Consider the following 17,458-nt stretch of genomic DNA (forward strand, 5'->3'; position numbering starts at 1 on the left):
ATACTTACCGTTTTAAAACGGCTGGTGCAACAATCTGAACAATTAGCACCGCTAAATAGGTCAAACCCAGTGGTGTCAATGACGCTTTAAACACACCGAAAGCAACAACTAATACAGCGATAGTTGTAACAACCTTCAGCCCTGCTCCTAATGCAAAGAACCAGGCAATGCGGACAGGTTCATCCTCTTCTTTTGCTTTCTGAAAGTGCGCTAGCAACATAAATACGATATTTGGTAACCAGCATGCTAACCCACCCGCAAGAGCAGAGGCCCCCCATTCTATACTATTTGCACAGAAAGCCCCACTGAGGATAACAAAAGTTATTAACTGAACAGACAAATACTTTGCAGCATTGTTGTTGTCATAAAGGGATACAGACATAACTTTTGATGTTCTCCCAGCTTTTCTCAGCCACAGAAACGCTAAGTGTTGTATAAAACTGCCTTTGCTTAAATGTGTCAAGAGACAAAAACGAGCAAATTATACGGGCAGGCGAAATGAATTCAATCAGTAAGTAGCGAAAAGGTGAATAAATATTTAATTTTTTCGAGATAGCGCAGAATTGACGCAGTAATTATTAATAAATAGTTAACAACTTAACAGCAACAAACATTTTTATGTGATGAATATCACATTCTGTATTTTACCCTTTGTTTGATTCACCGCTATTTACACAATAAAAAAAGGGTTTTAGCCAGTAAATCAAATAATTAAAGATAGCAATTTTTAACCAAAAAAATGATGAAAAAAATGAAATATTTCATTATTAATTATTTAGCTAGCTAAAACGATTAAGTAAAAATAGGCAGTTAGGATTCATTTTTTCTTTCAACGCATTATTTTTGCTATTTATTCGTTATTATCCTGTAAACATAACGTAAATAATGAAAAAAAATAAGCGGAATAAAATAAAAATAGCCGTAACATTGTAAATGCACGGCTACAGCTCAAAAAGGTAAATTTATTTGATAAAAAGTAACTTTATTTTATAGATAACTTAACTAAATGACGCTGCCCATCAAGTTCTGGAATTTTCAGTTCAGTGATCGATTCCACGATAAAACCTTCTGGTAATTCAGTAATTTCCTCACCACGGATCACACCTTTTAATGCGTAGAATTTACCATTTGAAGACGGTAAATGATGGCACCAGCTCAACATGTCATTCAAAGATGCAAAAGCACGGCTTATAACGCCATCAAACCCATTTTCTTGTTGATATTCTTCAACACGAGATTGAACAGGTTCAATATTATTTAACCCTAACTCATGCTGTACCTGCTTTAAGAAGCGTATACGCTTCCCTAGGCTATCTAACAATACAAAATGTGCATTAGGTCTAACTATCGCTAAAGGAACCCCTGGTAAGCCAGGACCTGTTCCTACATCGATAAAGGTGGTGCCTGATAAGTGATCGTTCACCACAATACTATCCATAATATGACGAATAAGCATTTGTTGAGGTTCACGAACAGAAGTCAGATTATAGGCTTTATTCCACTTAACTAACATTTCAACATAACCAACAAGCTGCTGTTTTTGTTGTTCTGTCAGGCTAATATTGGCTTTTGCAAGCAACTGAGTCAGTTTTGATAATAAATCCATATTAAGCGCTCCGACGCAGTATCTCTTGTTTTTTTAGCCAAACGAGTAAAATCGAGATTGCCGCAGGGGTGATCCCCGAGATACGAGATGCTTGGCCTATCGATGTTGGTTTATGATCGTTGAGTTTAGCCATCACTTCATTGGACAGGCCTTTAACTTGCTTATAATCGAGATCCAGCGGTAATAATGCATTTTCATTACGTAATTGTCTTTCGATCTCTTCTTTTTGGCGAGCAATATAGCCTTCATATTTAACTTGAATTTCAACTTGATCTGCGGCTTGTGGATCTTCAATGCCTGGCGAAAATCGACTTAAAGAAGTAAGCAAACGATAATTCATTTCAGGACGACGCAGCAAATCTTCACCGCTGGCTTCTTTTGATAACGGTACGGTTAAAATTTGGTCAACTTCATCATGACCTTCTGATTTAGGATGAACCCAAATATCTTTTAAGCGTTGGCGTTCTTTTTCAATCAGTTCAACTTTACGATTAAAGTGTGCCCAACGAACATCATCAACTAAACCTAATTCACGGCCTTTTTCCGTTAAACGTAGATCGGCATTATCTTCTCTGAGCATCAAGCGGTATTCTGCACGGGAAGTAAACATGCGGTATGGTTCTTTCGTTCCTAATGTGCACAGATCATCCACAAGAACCCCCATGTAAGCTTCATCACGACGAGGGAACCAACCTTCTAAGCCAAAGGCATGTTGAGCAGCATTGAGTCCAGCAAGCAAGCCTTGAGCGCCTGCTTCTTCATAACCGGTTGTTCCGTTAATTTGACCAGCAAAGAAAAGGCCATGGATAAATTTGCTTTCTAGAGTTTGTTTTAGATCTCTGGGGTCAAAAAAATCATACTCAATGGCGTAACCAGGACGGATGATCCTTGCGTTTTCCATTCCTTTCATGGAATGCACAATTTTCATTTGTACATCAAATGGCAAACTGGTGGAGATACCATTTGGATAGATTTCATTACTCGTTAACCCTTCCGGTTCTAGGAAGATCTGATGAGAATCTTTATCTGCAAAACGCATCACTTTATCTTCGATCGAAGGGCAATAGCGAGGGCCGATCCCTTCGATGATCCCTGCATACATTGGGCTGCGATCCAGATTATTTCGGATCACATCATGCGTTTTTTCATTGGTATAGGTGATATAACAAGGCATTTGTTGTGGATGTTGATCTTGTGAACCTAAAAACGAAAATACGGGCATTGGATCATCGCCTAGCTGTTGCGCTAGTTGACTAAAATCGATAGTTCTTGCATCGATTCTTGGTGGTGTACCTGTTTTTAAACGATTAACACGTAAAGGCAATTCTCTCAAACGTTGTGAAAGCGAAATCGAAGGTGGATCACCTGCACGTCCACCACTGTAGTTTTCTAAACCAATATGAATTTTTCCATCAAGGAAAGTTCCAACGGTTAGTACAACGGATTTTGCTTTAAATTTTAACCCCATGCGGGTTACAGCACCGGTTACAGCATTATTTTCAACAATTAAATCTTCAACCGGTTGTTGAAAAATCATTAAGTTTGGTTGATTTTCTAACGCGGTTCTAACGGCTTGTCTGTACAGAACACGGTCTGCTTGAGCTCTGGTTGCTCGAACAGCGGGTCCTTTGCTGGCATTGAGTGTTCTAAATTGAATACCAGCCTTGTCAGTTGCAGTAGCCATTAGGCCACCTAAGGCATCAATTTCTCTGACCAGATGTCCCTTACCGATCCCACCGATGGCTGGGTTACAAGACATCTGACCCAAAGTATCAATATTGTGAGTCAGTAATAGGGTTTGACGCCCCATACGTGCAGCTGCCATTGCTGCTTCAGTACCGGCATGACCACCACCAATTACGATGACGTCAAAGTGTTCTGGATAAAACATGTGTGAACCTTACGTTAGAAAAATGCTGACTGTGCATTTGAGAAATGAATTCTACTTCAAGTTTAAAGGATAGACCAACCTCTGCCTTCCCAGCCTTATAGTATTAAGATCTTTTTATTTAAAGATCTCTTTATTAGATCTACTATTAGGATCACCGTTTTCTGTGGATAAGTGGATTTTCACTTTAAAGATCATCTAAGTGTAAAGGATCATATACTGTGAATGACACGTGATCCTATTGCGTATAAGCTGGGATCAAAAAGGGTACTTATGCACAGGCAGTGTGAGGCCTAAAAGTTATACTCTGGATAACTACCGGTTAATACCGGGATACTCCCTGAGTTATCCACAACTGAGTGTTGCTTTTTTGAACAAATCACAGTTCGTTTGCCCAAATTTTAACCCACTCTCCGGCGGGATCTTCTGGAATTTCGTGTTTTTGGATATCGATTTCAAAGCATTCACCGATCCTTTTAGCCCCTTTTTCGAGTAATAAAGCATCAAGGGAATGGATCGCACCACAAAAAGTGTCATATTCAGAACTGCCGATCCCGACAGCGCCAAACTTCACGTTACTGAGATCAGGAGATGTCTCTTTAATAGCATCTGCGAGAGGTTGAATATTTTCAGGAAGATCCCCCGCGCCATGTGTTGAGCTAACCACCAGCCATAACCCGTCAAGAGGCAGTTCATCAAGTGTTGGACCGTGTTGAATATCCGTTTCGAAACTGAGTTCTTCTAAAATCTCAGCCATATGTTCTGCAACATATTCAGCACTGCCCATGGTGCTGCCACTTATTAGGGTTATTTTTGTCATGGTGACTCTCTTTCACTATAATTGGACGCTATTGTACGCTGTGAATGAGCTGGGATCTACCTGTGGATAATATGGTTATATCATTTTTTTTCTAAGGCTTGATTGTCCGCATGATCGGGTTTTGTAAGGATATTAGTGTTTCTGTGGATTGAATTTCGTCAATGGTTTGAATTTTGTTGATAAGTACGTCTTGTAGCGCATCGATCGATCGACACATTACCTTAGTAAAAATACTGTATTGTCCTGTGGTATAATAAACCTCAACGACTTCTTCTAATTCATCGAGCTTCTTTAAAGCGGTATGATAGTCTTTAGCGCTTTTTAGAATAATGCCGATAAAACAGCACACATCAAAACCAAGTTGTTTCGCACTGATATCAATTCGTGTTCCTTTAATGATCCCCGCTTGTTTCATTTTCTCAACGCGTACATGAATTGTTCCGGGGCTCACTGCGAATTTTTTAGCTAATTCAGCATAAGCAATACGCGCATTTCCCATTAATTCGTGAAGTATGTCACGATCGAGATTATCGATTTGATAATTTTCCGGCATTATTAGCTCTCCATTTTAACGATTATTCAATTTTATAGCGCTTTTATTGATTAATATAAACAGTAAAGGGTTTTTTTGATGAAGTATATTGAATTTATACCTCATTTTGTTGCTTAATCTATACATCAGCTAATACAGCAAACAAATTATGGGTAATTAATTATGGACAAGTCATTCATCGAACATCAGCAACAAATTAGTTTTGTTAAATCTTATTTCTCACGTTTACTTGAAAAAGAGCTTGGCTTGATTGAAGTTCAAGGACCGATTCTCAGCCGTTTAGGTGATGGTACTCAAGATAACTTATCAGGCTGTGAAAAAGCGGTTCAAGTAAAAGTGAAATCAATTCCAGGAGCAACGTTTGAAGTGGTTCACTCTTTGGCTAAATGGAAACGCAAAACCTTAGGTCGTTTTGGTTTTAGCGAAGGCCAAGGTCTTTACACTCATATGAAAGCGTTGCGCCCGGACGAGGATCGCTTAACGCCAATCCACTCTGTTTATGTCGATCAGTGGGATTGGGAAAAAGTGATGGCAGATGAGGAACGTACACTTCCTTATCTGAAACAGACAGTGGGTAAAATATACAAGGCAATAAAACAAACAGAAGCTGCCGTAAGTAAAGAGTTTGGACTGGCACCGTTCCTGCCAGACCAAATTCACTTTATCCACAGTGAAGAACTGCTACAACGCTACCCTGATTTAGACGCAAAAGGCCGTGAACGTGCGATTGCTAAAGAACTTGGTGCCGTATTCCTTATCGGTATCGGTGGTAAGCTATCTAGCGGTGAATCTCATGATGTTCGCGCACCGGATTATGATGACTGGACGACTGAAAACGAAGAGGGTTTCCGTGGTTTGAACGGTGATATTTTAGTGTGGAACCCTGTACTGCAAGACGCATTTGAGCTGTCTTCGATGGGGATCCGCGTCAGCCCTGAATGTTTAACTTATCAGTTAGGTCTAACCGGTGATGAAAAACGTATGGAATTAGAATGGCACCAAGCACTCGTTAAAGGCGATATGCCGCAAACCATCGGTGGTGGTATTGGTCAATCTCGCTTGGTAATGTTACTTCTACAACGTCAACACATTGGTCAAGTCCAGTGCGGCGTTTGGGCTCCAGATATGCAAGAGTCTGTTGAAGGTATGCTTTAATTAGCGACTAAAACGGCGTAGTAGTCTGCTTTTTAGTCCTGTATCAAAACGCCAGATATGATCAAATATCCTCATGATACTGGGCTTCCCATAATTTGAGACTGATACCGCATGGAAGCGGTATTTCCCAATTTTTTGAAGGGATTTTATTTTCTGTACTAAATCATCCGGTAAACGTTGTGCTACAAAATCAGATATCACTACGGCATCTGCATCTACCCATTGTTTTGACTCTAATTTAATCGTCGTTTCTTGCAAACAGGCGGCAAGATCGGTTCCTCCCCGAAACGTTTGCTGTAAAAAACGAATACATTGTTCTAAGCCATCCGCAGATAACAGATCATAGTGAATAATTTCAGTTGAAAATAACATGATGTGGCAGGCACGGTTATCCGCCAGCGCGATTTTCATTAAAGCGAGACAAAAGGCCTTAGCACATCGCTCATTAAGTCCACCCATTGACCCTGATGTATCGATACAGACAATGAATGGGCCTCTTGGTTGTTCTTCATCTTGATGATGGGTGACAGGACGTAGTATTTTCCTTTCTTGCCAGCTTTCACCTTGTAAGCGATAAGTGAGTAACTGTTTTTCTAACAATTTACGATAAAATTCAAATTCAATATCTTCGAGACCTAGCATCGCTAATTCAGCCGGCAATAACCGTAAAATATCATCACTTTGACCTAAACCATTAACTTGCTCGGGTACCGTTTCAGGCACTTTCTCCATCACTGTCATCGGCTCAAGTACCACACTATCATCAGGAATGGCTCGAGCTGATTGGCTTCGACCCAGTAGCTGGGCAATTTTTTCTAACTCGGGTTGTTGACGTAAAAATTCACTGTAGCGATTTAATAACTGGTCGTTATAAGCTGAATGGGTATTGATACCTTTACTTAAATCCCATAACCGACCCGCTGCTCGCTCATTTTCACCTAAAACTTCTTCCAAATTACCACTTAAGGCAAGGCGTCTTTGTAATTCGGCCAACAGTTGCTCTTTTTCTTGCTCTAACAGATCTTTATGCAAGGTAGTAACTTGCAGGATTAAATTAATTCGCCACCGCTGGACAAATAAAGATTGGCGAGCACTACGGTTTTCTATTTTGCCTTTCTGTAACTGATAGGCTTCATGATAAAAGGGAGAATCAAGCTGATTAAGTTTTTCAATCACGGAAGGTAATTGTGTGAAAAAAACATCTGTAGATAATCCAAGCGATTGCTGATAGAGCATAAACTCTTCGGATAGTTGCTGCGGTACTAATGCATCTTGCAGTTTTTGTTTGAGATCTTTTTTCCAGCCCGATAAATCTTTTAATAATGCTTTTTTTAAGCGAGGATGTTTTTCAAAAAATGCCGCTAATTGTGGCGTTGCCAGAAGGGAAATAATAATTTCTTCAATTAATTGGCTTTCATTCACTGAAAGCAATAAATCGAGCGTGGCTAAACTCATCATAAGGATGAGGTCACTTTGCCAGAAATTTGGTTACGTAACTGAGTGAGCTTATCCGACAACTTGATAAAACTTTCTTCAATACTTGCTAGCCAATGGGATTCAATAAATAAATTAGGTTGTTGTTTTTCAAATTGATAACGGGCAGTTTGAATTTCAGTTTGAATTTTATCTAGCTTATCTAACCATTCGGTATGGTCAGGTACCGCTGTCATTTTTTCTTGCATATATAAAGTTGATGATTGATGGCTTACATCTAATAACTGAATTTGGTTTAAATTATTCACTTCAGCAGCAATTTCTTGCGCAAAACCAATCCCATTTAAGTGAGCGGATAACGTTGTTCCCTTATTCAAAAAGGTTAAAAGTGATTTTTTATCCGTCGTGATAAACGTAATTTTCATGTTGTGTAACTGTAATGGCCGATGCAAAAAAAAGGTTAATTGCCCTTCATGAAGATTATCTGATAATAAATAAGAGGCTTTACGAGCAAACATGGCATTATTTTTACTGACTTTAAAAGCGTCTTGATTATGTTGATCTTGTGTTGATGACATCCACTGTTGGTAGACTTGATCAATTTCTCTGGTTAATTTCCTTTGCTGCCATCCATCTTCTTGCAACATAGATTTGAGAATTTGAGGTAAAGTATTCATAGATTGCATGTCATGCCATAAACAATCTTTCAGTAATATAATATCAAGGGGGGAAACGGTGCTTCGGCCATTAAAAAAAGCACTAGCTTGTAATAAATAAACCGCTTTCTTCCAACGCCTATCTGAAACATAAAGGCTTTTATCTATCGCATCCAACTGCTGGCGTAATTGATAAATTAACTCAAAACAGTGATCGGGTAGCGTAATTTTGGGAATTTCTTTTTGCCATGCGTAATATTCTTCATCACTGATTTTAAGATGTTCCGGAACTAAAGTTTCATCTGATGACGATTTTCCGGTTAGTAGCGCACGAAAATTCTGCTTTTCTTGCACTTTATCTAGCCAGATACGGACTAGCATCCGATCAAAAAGTGCTTCAAGGCTATTATCGGCATCTGGAAGTTCATTGGATGCAGCCACTAATAAACGCATTGGAATGGTTTTTTCTTCATCCCCATTACGGAATTTACGCTCATTAATGGCCGTTAATAACGTGTTGAGAATAGCGGGGCCCGCTTTCCATATTTCATCGAGAAAAACCACTTCAGCATCTGGTAAATAACCTTTAGTGAGTCGCTCATAACGGCCTTCATCTTTTAATGCTTGAATAGATAAGGGGCCAAAAATTTCTTCTGGTGTTGAGAAGCGAGTCATTAAATACTCAAAAGCATTAGCGTGGCGAAAAGCAAATTTCATTCGTCTTGCTATTAAACTCTTGGCGATCCCTGGAGGACCTAAAAGGAAAACGCTTTCACCACTGAGAGTTGCTAACAAACATAAACGAATAGCGTGCTGGCGTTCATATAAGCCACCTTCGAGGTAATTACTAAGTTGGGCTATCCGTTCAGATAATTGCATGCGTGTTTCCTTTAACCTTTCGATATATTAATAGTTAACCCTATCAATCATTAGAATTGCCATCCTTTTATTCATTGTGCAATCAATTTTTCTTTTGTTCTTTGATATATTCCAAATAATAAGAAAAAACGATTCAGCTATAAATGATTCAATAAGTTATTGTTTTTGGTCTTATCTTAAGGTAACGAAACGTTTCGATAGCGATCACAAATATCAAATAAGAAAGTTGAGTTGTGATTATTCTTAACTACTATTAGTTTAGCGAAACGTTTCGCTAGGAATGAAAATGGCAGGGAACAATGAAAAAAGGTGTTTTGCTTAACGCAAATATCGTATCCGTTATTGCTAAAATGGGTCATACCGATCATATCACTCTAGCCGATGCTGGGCTTCCTATCCCTCAAGGGCCAGAACGTATTGATCTCGCAATAACACAAGGCTTACCCAATTTTATGTCAGTGCTAAGCGTAGTGACACAGGAAATACAAGTTGAAAAGGCGATCCTTGCGGGAGAAATAACCACGATGAATCCACAAATGGAAAAGGTTATTTTGGCGCATTTACATGAGCTTGAACAAGTTCAAGGTAATTGTATTGAAATTGTTTATTGCAGTCATGAAAGCCTTAAACAAATGACCCATAACAGCAAAGCAGTTATTCGGACAGGAGAGTGTTCGCCTTTTGCCAACGTGATCCTCTGTTCTGGTGTGACTTTCTGAGGTGAGTATGCAACCGTTATTAGAACTTATCGGTATTGATAAATCATTTCCTGGCGTGAAAGCGCTTTCCGGTGCTGCATTAAAAGTTTATCCAGGAAAGGTTATGGCGCTGGTGGGGGAAAATGGCGCAGGTAAATCGACGATGATGAAGGTCCTAACAGGTATCTATAATAAAGATGCAGGGGAAATTCGTTATCTCGGAAAAACAGTCTCTTTTCATGGACCTAAAAGTTCACAAGATGCGGGTATTGGTATTATCCATCAAGAGTTAAATCTCATTCCAGAATTAACCATTGCGGAGAATATTTTTCTTGGTCGCGAGTTTGTAGGCATGTTTGGCAAAATCGACTGGAAAAAAATGTTCAGCGAATCAGACAAACTGCTAAAACGGCTAAATCTGGACTATGACAGCCATCAAACCATTGCAGAGCTCTCTATTGGTGAGCAACAAATGGTTGAAATTGCAAAGGTAATTAGTTTTCAATCCAAAGTAATTATTATGGATGAGCCTACAGATGCACTGACTGATACAGAAACAGCTTCATTGTTTAGGGTGATCGAAGACCTAAAAGCGCAAGGTTGCGGTATTGTTTATATTTCTCATCGTTTAAAAGAAATTTTTGAAATTTGCGATGACGTAACTGTTTTTCGTGATGGACAATTTATTGGCGAAAAATCAGTTAGCGAATTAGAAGAAGAAAAACTCATCGAGATGATGGTTGGACGCAAATTGGAAGATCAATACCCAAGGGTGCAAGTCCCCGTAGGGAATGTTCGCTTACAGGTCGATAACATTTCAGGGCACGGCGTTAGTCAGGCAAGTTTCTCTCTCAACAGCGGTGAAATACTGGGTATTTCTGGTTTGATGGGAGCAGGTCGTACTGAATTAATGAAAATTATTTACGGCGCAGCACCTAAAAAAGCGGGTTCTATCTTGCTTGAAGGTAAGGCGATTACCTTAAAAACACCACAGGATGGTTTAAATAACGGCATTGTTTATATTTCAGAAGACCGTAAGCGTGATGGATTAGTGCTTGGCATGTCTGTCAAAGAAAATATGTCATTAACAGCACTTCGTTATTTTAGTCGTACGGGTGGAAATCTTAAACATAAAGAAGAACAACAAACAGTTGGTGATTTTATTCGGCTATTTAATATCAAAACGCCATCAATGGATCAGATTATCGGCAATCTGTCGGGTGGTAATCAACAAAAAGTCGCTATTGCTCGGGGATTGATGACCAGACCAAAAGTTTTGATCCTCGACGAGCCTACTCGTGGTGTAGATGTCGGTGCTAAAAAAGAAATCTATCAACTCATTAATCAATTCAAAAAAGAAGGCCTGAGCATCATTCTTGTTTCATCAGAAATGCCTGAGGTTATTGGAATGAGTGACCGTATCTTAGTGATGCATGAAGGTCATATCAGTGGTGAATTTTCAGCCAAAGAAGCAACTCAGGAGGCCTTAATGGCAGCCGCAGTGGGTAAAAATTATGGCGCAGTTCAGGAGTTATCAGCATGAGTTCAACTACCGCATCGTCAAAACGCTGGTTTAGCAAAGCATGGCTAATGGAGCAAAAATCATTAATTGCGCTATTAGTCTTAATTGCCATCGTATCAACATTAAGTCCTAATTTTTTTACGGTTAATAATTTCTTTAATATTCTTCAACAAACCTCTGTTAACGCCATTATGGCGGTAGGGCTGACGCTAGTCATCTTAACATCAGGTATTGATCTTTCTGTTGGCTCATTATTGGCTTTGACTGGTGCAGTCGCGGCATCAATGGTCGGTGCTGAAGTTAATGCATTCGTGGCTGTTGCCGGCGCTTTAGCACTTGGTGCTGCAATCGGCGCTTGCACGGGGATCATTGTTGCAAAAGGGAAAGTCCAAGCTTTTATCGCAACACTGGTGATGATGTTACTTCTACGCGGTGTGACTCGAGTTTATACCGATGGTAGCCCAATCAGTACCGGTTTTACTGATAATGCCGACCTATTTGGTTGGTTCGGTATTGGTCGCCCATTAGGGATACCTACGCCGGTTTGGCTAATGGTTATTGTTTTTGCTGCCGCGTGGTATTTACTTCATCACACCCGGTTAGGCCGTTATATCTACGCATTAGGTGGCAATGAATCTGCGACTCGCTTATCGGGCATTAATGTCGATCGTATTAAAATTATTGTTTACGCATTATGTGGACTATTAGCAGCACTGGCCAGTGTGATTGAAGTTGCACGTCTTTCTTCTGCTCAGCCAATGGCAGGTAATGGATATGAATTAGATGCTATTGCTGCGGTTGTACTTGGTGGCACAAGCCTTGCGGGTGGTAAAGGTCGTATTGTTGGAACCTTGATTGGTGCTCTTATTCTCGGTTTTTTAAATAATGGCTTAAACTTACTGGGCATTTCTTCAAACTATCAGATGATTGTTAAAGCGCTCGTCATCTTGCTTGCTGTACTTGTTGATAACAAAAAATAATTTTATTCGCCCTACTTAGCGCGGCAGTCTGCCGTAATGCTAAGTAAATTGAATATATGTCCCCTACAGGAAAACGATTATGAAACTAAATAAATTAGCAACTTTATTATCTGTAGTTGTACTGAGTGCAACAGTGAGTGCCAATGCGATGGCAAAAGATAGCATTGCATTAGTTATTTCCACATTAAATAACCCCTTCTTTGTGACGATGAAAGATAGCGCACAAAAAGAAGCGGATAAACTGGGTTACGAATTAATTGTTTTAGATTCTCAAGATAATCCAGCTAAAGAGCTAGCTAACGTCCAAGATTTAACGGTTCGTGGAACTAAGTTGATGTTAATCAACCCTACAGATTCAGATGCGGTTGGTAACGCTATTTTGATGGCAAATAAAGCGAAAATTCCGGTGATTACACTTGACCGAGCGGCAAACAAAGGTGAGGTTGTCAGTCATGTTGCTTCTGATAACCGCATGGGCGGAAAAATGGCGGCAGACTATATTGCTCAAAAAAATGGTAATGATGCCAAAGTTATTCAATTAGAAGGTATTTCTGGAACGTCAGCAGCGCGTGAACGTGGTGAAGGTTTTAATACGGGCGCTAAAGAACATAAACTCAATGTACTCGCTAGCCAGCCAGCTGATTTTGATAGAACTAAAGGGTTGAATGTTATGCAAAACTTGCTGACAGCACATCCTGCGGTTCAAGCCGTATTTGCTCAAAATGATGAAATGGCATTAGGTGCATTAAGAGCATTACAAACAGCAGGTCGTGATGATGTTTTAGTGGTTGGTTTCGATGGAACAAATGACGGTATCAAAGCTGTTCAAGGTGGAAAATTAGGTGCAACAATTGCTCAGCGTCCTGATCAAATCGGCATTGTTGGTATTCAAATAGCCGATAAAATCCTAAAAGGTGAAAAAGTAGAAGCAACAGTGCCTGTTGAACTAGAACTTGTAGTAAAAAAATAAAATTAACTTACCGCCGTTAGTCATAGCGGCGGTTTGCTTTATTTGTGAAGAAAATAAGTTGAGCAAAATATCAAAAGGAAATAAATGTTATGTGTGCAGCTAAGCTTGTGGTTTTAGGGAGTATCAATGTTGACCATATCTTGAATGTTCAACAATTTCCTCAGCCAGGGGAAACCGTAAGAGGTGATAGTTATCAGGTCGCATTTGGCGGAAAAGGTGCTAATCAAGCTGTTGCCGCAGGGAGAAGCGGTGCTGACATAACCTTTATTGCTTGTGTTGGTGATGATGATATTGGTGCTAACGTTAAAAAGCAGCTTCAACAAGATAATATTAAAACCGAATGTATTGACACAATTGAAGGTGAAACAACAGGCGTTGCATTAATTTATGTAAACCAACAAGGTGAAAATGTTATTGGTATTAACGCTGGGGCCAATGCCCATCTTACTATTGAAAGGTTAACCTGTTATCAGCAAAAAATTATGGATGCAGATGCGGTGCTTATGCAGCTAGAATCACCCATAGATACAGTACAGTTAGCCGCTGAAATTGCACAAAAAAATCAAACAAAAGTGATTCTTAATCCTGCACCTGCACAATCATTACCTGATTCATTATTAGCGTTAGTTGATATTATTACTCCAAACGAAACTGAGGCGGAGCATTTAACTGGTATCGCGGTTAATGACAACCAAGGCGCTCAAGCGGCTGCAGAAGTGTTGCATAAAAAAGGTATCGCTAAAGTTATGATTACTTTGGGTTCTCGTGGTGTTTGGTTCAGTGAAAAAGGGTGTCAGGGGAAAATAATTCCCTGTTTCCGCGTTAAAGCAGTGGATACTATCGCGGCAGGTGATACATTTAATGGCGCTTATGTTACGGCATTGCTTGAAGGTAAAGCTGATGAAGAAGCCATTATTTTTGCTCACGCAGCTGCGGCGATTGCAGTGACTCGCTCTGGTGCTCAGCCGTCTGTGCCTTGGCGTAATGAGATTGACCAATTTCTAATTCAATAGGATTAACTTGTGGCAACAATGAAAGATGTTGCACGCCTTGCTGGCGTGTCAACATCCACAGTCTCTCATGTTATCAATCAAAATCGTTATGTTAGCGAAAGTATTACGTTACGCGTTAAAAATGCGATTGAGGAATTAAATTACGCGCCATCGGCGTTGGCGAGAAGTTTAAAAATGAACCGTACCAATACCATTGGTATGTTGCTGACAACAAGTAACAACCCATTTTATGCAGAGGTTGTTCGTGGGGTGGAACGTAGTTGCTATGAGCGTGGGTATAGCTTGATTTTGTGTAACACTGAAGGCGATCTTCAGCGCATGGATCATAGCTTGGAAACATTGCTGCAAAAGCGCGTAGATGGGTTAATTATTATGTGTACCGAGGTACAAGGGCCATCAAAACGTGTTCTTTCTCGTTATCCTTCTGTTCCGACTGTAATGATGGATTGGTCGCCGTTTGAATCAGGAGGGGATGTGATACAAGACAATTCGTTTCTTGGTGGTGAAATAGCAACCCGTTATTTAATCGATGCAGGGTTCACGCGAATTGCTTGTATTGCAGGGCCCCAAGATAAATCACCGGCTCGGTCACGTCATGAAGGCTTTATTGAAACCATGAATCAGGCTGGTCTTCAAATTATTGATGAGTATATTATTTTTAGTGATTTTGAATTTGCGGGTGGCTTTGAATCAATGAATAAATTGCTTGAATTACCCAATCCACCACAAGCTATTTTTGCGGGTAATGACGCAATGGCGGTTGGTGCATATCAAGCTATTTTTCGCAAAGGAATGAAAGTGCCTGAAGATATCTCCATCATTGGCTATGATGATATCGATTTATCTCCTTATATGATCCCACCACTTACCACCATCCATCAGCCAAAAGATAAACTTGGTCAGCAAGCGGTTGATCAGCTTATATATAGAATGGATAACCCCGAAGCGGACGCAATGGTTCTGGTTTTAACACCTAAACTCATTGAGCGCCAATCAGTTAAAAAGCATTAGTCTACGGGTGTTTTAATTTTACTCTTAATAAGGTTATCACCATCGGTCTTATTTAAGAGTAAAAAGACAAAAGCAGAAGCTAAGGTAATTACACCTACAGTAATAAAAGTATAGTGGAAGTTATCTACGGTATTACCGCTAGGTTGACCATCATAATAACTCAGAATGGCGGCACTCACCGCAATCCCAAAGCTTATGGATAACTGTTGCGTGACAGCAAGCATACTGTTACCTGCACTTGCATTATTATCCGTTAAATCAGCCAAACAAATTGTATTCATGGCCGTAAATTGGATAGACATTGCCATACCTAAAATAAATAAAGGAATAACAAGTAGGTAGATAGACATATTTGGCGATTGCAAAGAAAACTGTGTGATCATCAAACCAATGATGATTGTGATAACAAATAAGGTTTTCCGATAGCCAAAATGAGTTAGGATCTTAGTAACACCTGATTTAGCTGTAATAGAACCTATCGCCAAAGGTGCCATCATCATACCTGCTACCACAGCTTCATAACCGAAGCCCACTTGCAACATTAATGGCATAAGAAAAGGAATACTCCCAGTTCCTAAGCGAGTTGCTAAGTTACCACTAATACCGATAGAAAAAGTACGTGTCTTAAAGAGGTTTAAAGGAATAATTGCATGCTTAACACGCCTTGCATATAAAATATAAAATAATAAAAAAAGAAAACCGGTTAAGACAATTGCGATAGGTATATAGCTAGGAAGTGACTTATCACTGAACAAATCTAAGCTGACGGATAACATCACTAAACCAAAACCAAAAAGAATAAACCCGAAGGTATCAAATTTACGTTTTGGCATTTTAAAGTCAGGCATATGCTTCAATGCATAAAAAATACCTAAAACGCCAATCGGAATATTAATAATAAATATCCAATGCCATGTTGTATAAGTTACAAGTATCCCACCTAAAAGCGGTCCTAAGATAGGCCCGACTAAACCTGGAATAGTGACGAAATTTAAAATCGGCAGTAGCTCACTTCGTGGATAAGCTCTAATTAATGCAAGGCGGGCCACAGGCATCATCATTGCCCCACCAATACCCTGAATAACTCGAGATGCAACTAAGAAATCGAGTGTTGGGGAAAGAGCGCATAATAAAGAACCAGATGAAAATAAAGTAACAGCTAGAATAAAAACACGGCGAGTTCCAAATCTATCTGCAAACCAGCCACTAACGGGAATGAGCAAGGCAACGGTCAGTGTGTAGCTGACAACCGCAGATTGCATGGCAAGAGGAGAGTGATGGAGGCTTTTGGCTATGTCAGGTAAAGCCGTATTTAAAATAGTGGCATCGAGCGCTTGCATAAAAAAAGCCATTGCAGCAATCCATGGAAGGCCTGACATATTTTTCGCTGTTTTTAGCATTTGTTACCTATCTAAAAAGTAAAAGCCAAATATAAAGACATTATTTTGTTGGCTTTATTTTTGGGTAATCGTGAGTAGTTTATAGCAGAGATCGAGTGCATTAGTACTCTTGCCATTAATTATAGCTTTAGCAAGTTGCTGGTGGATATCAACCTCAATGACATCATCCAGTGTAATGGCATCAAAATAACGCTGATAAACGGAACGAAATAAATTAGCAAAAGAGATCAAAAAAGGGTTAGAGCAAGCTTGATAGATGGTGAGATGAAAATGGTAATCGACTTTAATCCAAAGTTCTCTATCAAACGTATTCGCAAGCGTTAACATTTCATTTGCTAAAAGTTGTAGTGACTGTTTTTGTTCTTCCGTTGCATGTAATGCGGCAAGATAACAAGCCTGGGGCTCAATTGCGAGGCGGACAACTTGGAAATGCTTGATCACAACAGTTTGTTCTTCGCTATTTATCCACCAATTCAAAAGGTCTTGATCCAAAAAATTCCAATTAGAAGAAGGCATGACTCGAGTACCTATTCTAGGGCGTGCTAATAACATGCCTTTTGCCGCCAATATTTTGATAGCTTCCCGTATTGCAGTACGGCTTGCTTGGAATTTTTCTGACAGCTCCAATTCGCTAGGCAGGATTGAACTAGGTAAATAGCTACCTTTTAAAATTAGTTGCCCAAGATTTTCTGCAATAATATAAGAAAGGTTCTTCTGCGAAGCCGTTTGCTGTTTACTCAATTCCATAATTAATCTCAATACTTATCATTAGATAGCTATATTACGTGAGTAAATGGATAATTGCTGCTGAAATAGTCAATATACAGAGGCTATTTACCTTAAATACCTATATTTGGTGAAAAAAAACGCGAA

Annotated in this window: 16 protein-coding genes; 7 read left to right on the forward strand and 9 right to left on the reverse strand. The window is 39.6% G+C overall.

What is annotated here, in order from left to right; all coding sequences use genetic code 11:
• Positions 1 to 4 precede the first annotated feature (4 nt).
• The 5 genes from atpI to asnC all read right to left on the reverse strand — a co-directional run bounded on the left by atpI (position 5) and on the right by asnC (position 4,867).
• Positions 5 to 382 (reverse strand): F0F1 ATP synthase subunit I, encoded by a 378-nt coding sequence (gene atpI / locus M998_RS10875; protein ID WP_068908822.1) that lies wholly within the window; start codon positions 380 to 382, stop codon positions 5 to 7.
• A gap of 600 nt (positions 383 to 982) precedes the next feature.
• Positions 983 to 1,606: a 16S rRNA (guanine(527)-N(7))-methyltransferase RsmG gene (gene rsmG / locus M998_RS10880; RefSeq protein WP_068908824.1), complete on the reverse strand. Its 624-nt coding sequence runs from the start codon at positions 1,604 to 1,606 to the stop codon at positions 983 to 985.
• Between the two features lies 1 nt (position 1,607).
• On the reverse strand, positions 1,608 to 3,497 hold the full coding sequence (gene mnmG / locus M998_RS10885; RefSeq protein ID WP_068908826.1) for a tRNA uridine-5-carboxymethylaminomethyl(34) synthesis enzyme MnmG: 1,890 nt from the start codon (positions 3,495 to 3,497) through the stop codon (positions 1,608 to 1,610).
• Between the two features lie 376 nt (positions 3,498 to 3,873).
• Positions 3,874 to 4,314: an FMN-binding protein MioC gene (gene mioC, locus M998_RS10890; RefSeq protein ID WP_068437797.1), complete on the reverse strand. Its 441-nt coding sequence runs from the start codon at positions 4,312 to 4,314 to the stop codon at positions 3,874 to 3,876.
• 91 nt (positions 4,315 to 4,405) lie between these two features.
• On the reverse strand, positions 4,406 to 4,867 hold the full coding sequence (asnC, locus tag M998_RS10895) for a transcriptional regulator AsnC (protein WP_068437794.1): 462 nt from the start codon (positions 4,865 to 4,867) through the stop codon (positions 4,406 to 4,408).
• A gap of 162 nt (positions 4,868 to 5,029) precedes the next feature.
• Between asnC and asnA the strand changes: the two genes are divergently transcribed.
• Positions 5,030 to 6,022: an aspartate--ammonia ligase gene (gene asnA, locus M998_RS10900; protein ID WP_068437791.1), complete on the forward strand. Its 993-nt coding sequence runs from the start codon at positions 5,030 to 5,032 to the stop codon at positions 6,020 to 6,022.
• Here the strand turns inward: asnA and viaA are convergent, their stop codons facing one another.
• Both viaA and ravA read right to left on the reverse strand, forming a co-directional pair.
• The gene (gene viaA, locus M998_RS10905) at positions 6,023 to 7,480 is read right to left on the reverse strand and encodes an ATPase RavA stimulator ViaA (RefSeq protein WP_068437788.1); all 1,458 of its coding nucleotides are present in this window, start codon (positions 7,478 to 7,480) and stop codon (positions 6,023 to 6,025) included. It lies immediately after the preceding gene.
• Positions 7,477 to 8,991 (reverse strand): ATPase RavA, encoded by a 1,515-nt coding sequence (gene ravA, locus M998_RS10910; RefSeq protein WP_068908827.1) that lies wholly within the window; start codon positions 8,989 to 8,991, stop codon positions 7,477 to 7,479. Before ravA ends, viaA begins: the two co-directional genes overlap by 4 nt.
• A 299-nt stretch (positions 8,992 to 9,290) precedes the next feature.
• On the opposite strand from ravA, the gene rbsD reads away from it, so the two are divergent.
• From rbsD to rbsR, 6 genes are all read left to right on the forward strand, one after another.
• Positions 9,291 to 9,710, forward strand: coding sequence for a D-ribose pyranase (gene rbsD / locus M998_RS10915; RefSeq protein ID WP_068437782.1), 420 nt, complete (start codon positions 9,291 to 9,293; stop codon positions 9,708 to 9,710).
• 7 nt (positions 9,711 to 9,717) lie between these two features.
• Positions 9,718 to 11,232 (forward strand): ribose ABC transporter ATP-binding protein RbsA, encoded by a 1,515-nt coding sequence (gene rbsA, locus M998_RS10920; protein ID WP_068908829.1) that lies wholly within the window; start codon positions 9,718 to 9,720, stop codon positions 11,230 to 11,232.
• Entirely contained in the window at positions 11,229 to 12,191 is a 963-nt protein-coding gene (rbsC, locus tag M998_RS10925; protein WP_068908831.1) for a ribose ABC transporter permease, read from the forward strand. The genes rbsA and rbsC overlap by 4 nt, the downstream gene beginning before the upstream one ends.
• A 79-nt stretch (positions 12,192 to 12,270) precedes the next feature.
• Positions 12,271 to 13,161 carry a ribose ABC transporter substrate-binding protein RbsB gene (gene rbsB, locus M998_RS10930; protein ID WP_068437773.1) on the forward strand — a complete coding sequence of 297 codons (891 nt, stop codon included), beginning with the start codon at positions 12,271 to 12,273 and terminating at the stop codon, positions 13,159 to 13,161.
• An 89-nt stretch (positions 13,162 to 13,250) separates the two neighbouring features.
• Positions 13,251 to 14,174, forward strand: coding sequence for a ribokinase (gene rbsK / locus M998_RS10935; RefSeq protein ID WP_068908833.1), 924 nt, complete (start codon positions 13,251 to 13,253; stop codon positions 14,172 to 14,174).
• Between the two features lie 9 nt (positions 14,175 to 14,183).
• Complete coding sequence (rbsR, locus tag M998_RS10940; protein WP_375342650.1) at positions 14,184 to 15,185, forward strand: ribose operon transcriptional repressor RbsR; 1,002 nt, start codon at positions 14,184 to 14,186, stop codon at positions 15,183 to 15,185.
• On the opposite strand, the gene mdtD is transcribed toward rbsR, so the two are convergent.
• Both mdtD and M998_RS10950 read right to left on the reverse strand, forming a co-directional pair.
• On the reverse strand, positions 15,182 to 16,585 hold the full coding sequence (mdtD, locus tag M998_RS10945; RefSeq protein WP_068437767.1) for a multidrug transporter subunit MdtD: 1,404 nt from the start codon (positions 16,583 to 16,585) through the stop codon (positions 15,182 to 15,184). The genes rbsR and mdtD overlap by 4 nt on opposite strands.
• A 54-nt stretch (positions 16,586 to 16,639) precedes the next feature.
• On the reverse strand, positions 16,640 to 17,332 hold the full coding sequence (locus tag M998_RS10950) for a FadR/GntR family transcriptional regulator (RefSeq protein ID WP_068437764.1): 693 nt from the start codon (positions 17,330 to 17,332) through the stop codon (positions 16,640 to 16,642).
• Positions 17,333 to 17,458 lie beyond the last annotated feature (126 nt).

The sequence above is a fragment of the Providencia heimbachae ATCC 35613 genome, assembly GCF_001655055.1.
Lineage (GTDB): Bacteria > Pseudomonadota > Gammaproteobacteria > Enterobacterales > Enterobacteriaceae > Providencia > Providencia heimbachae.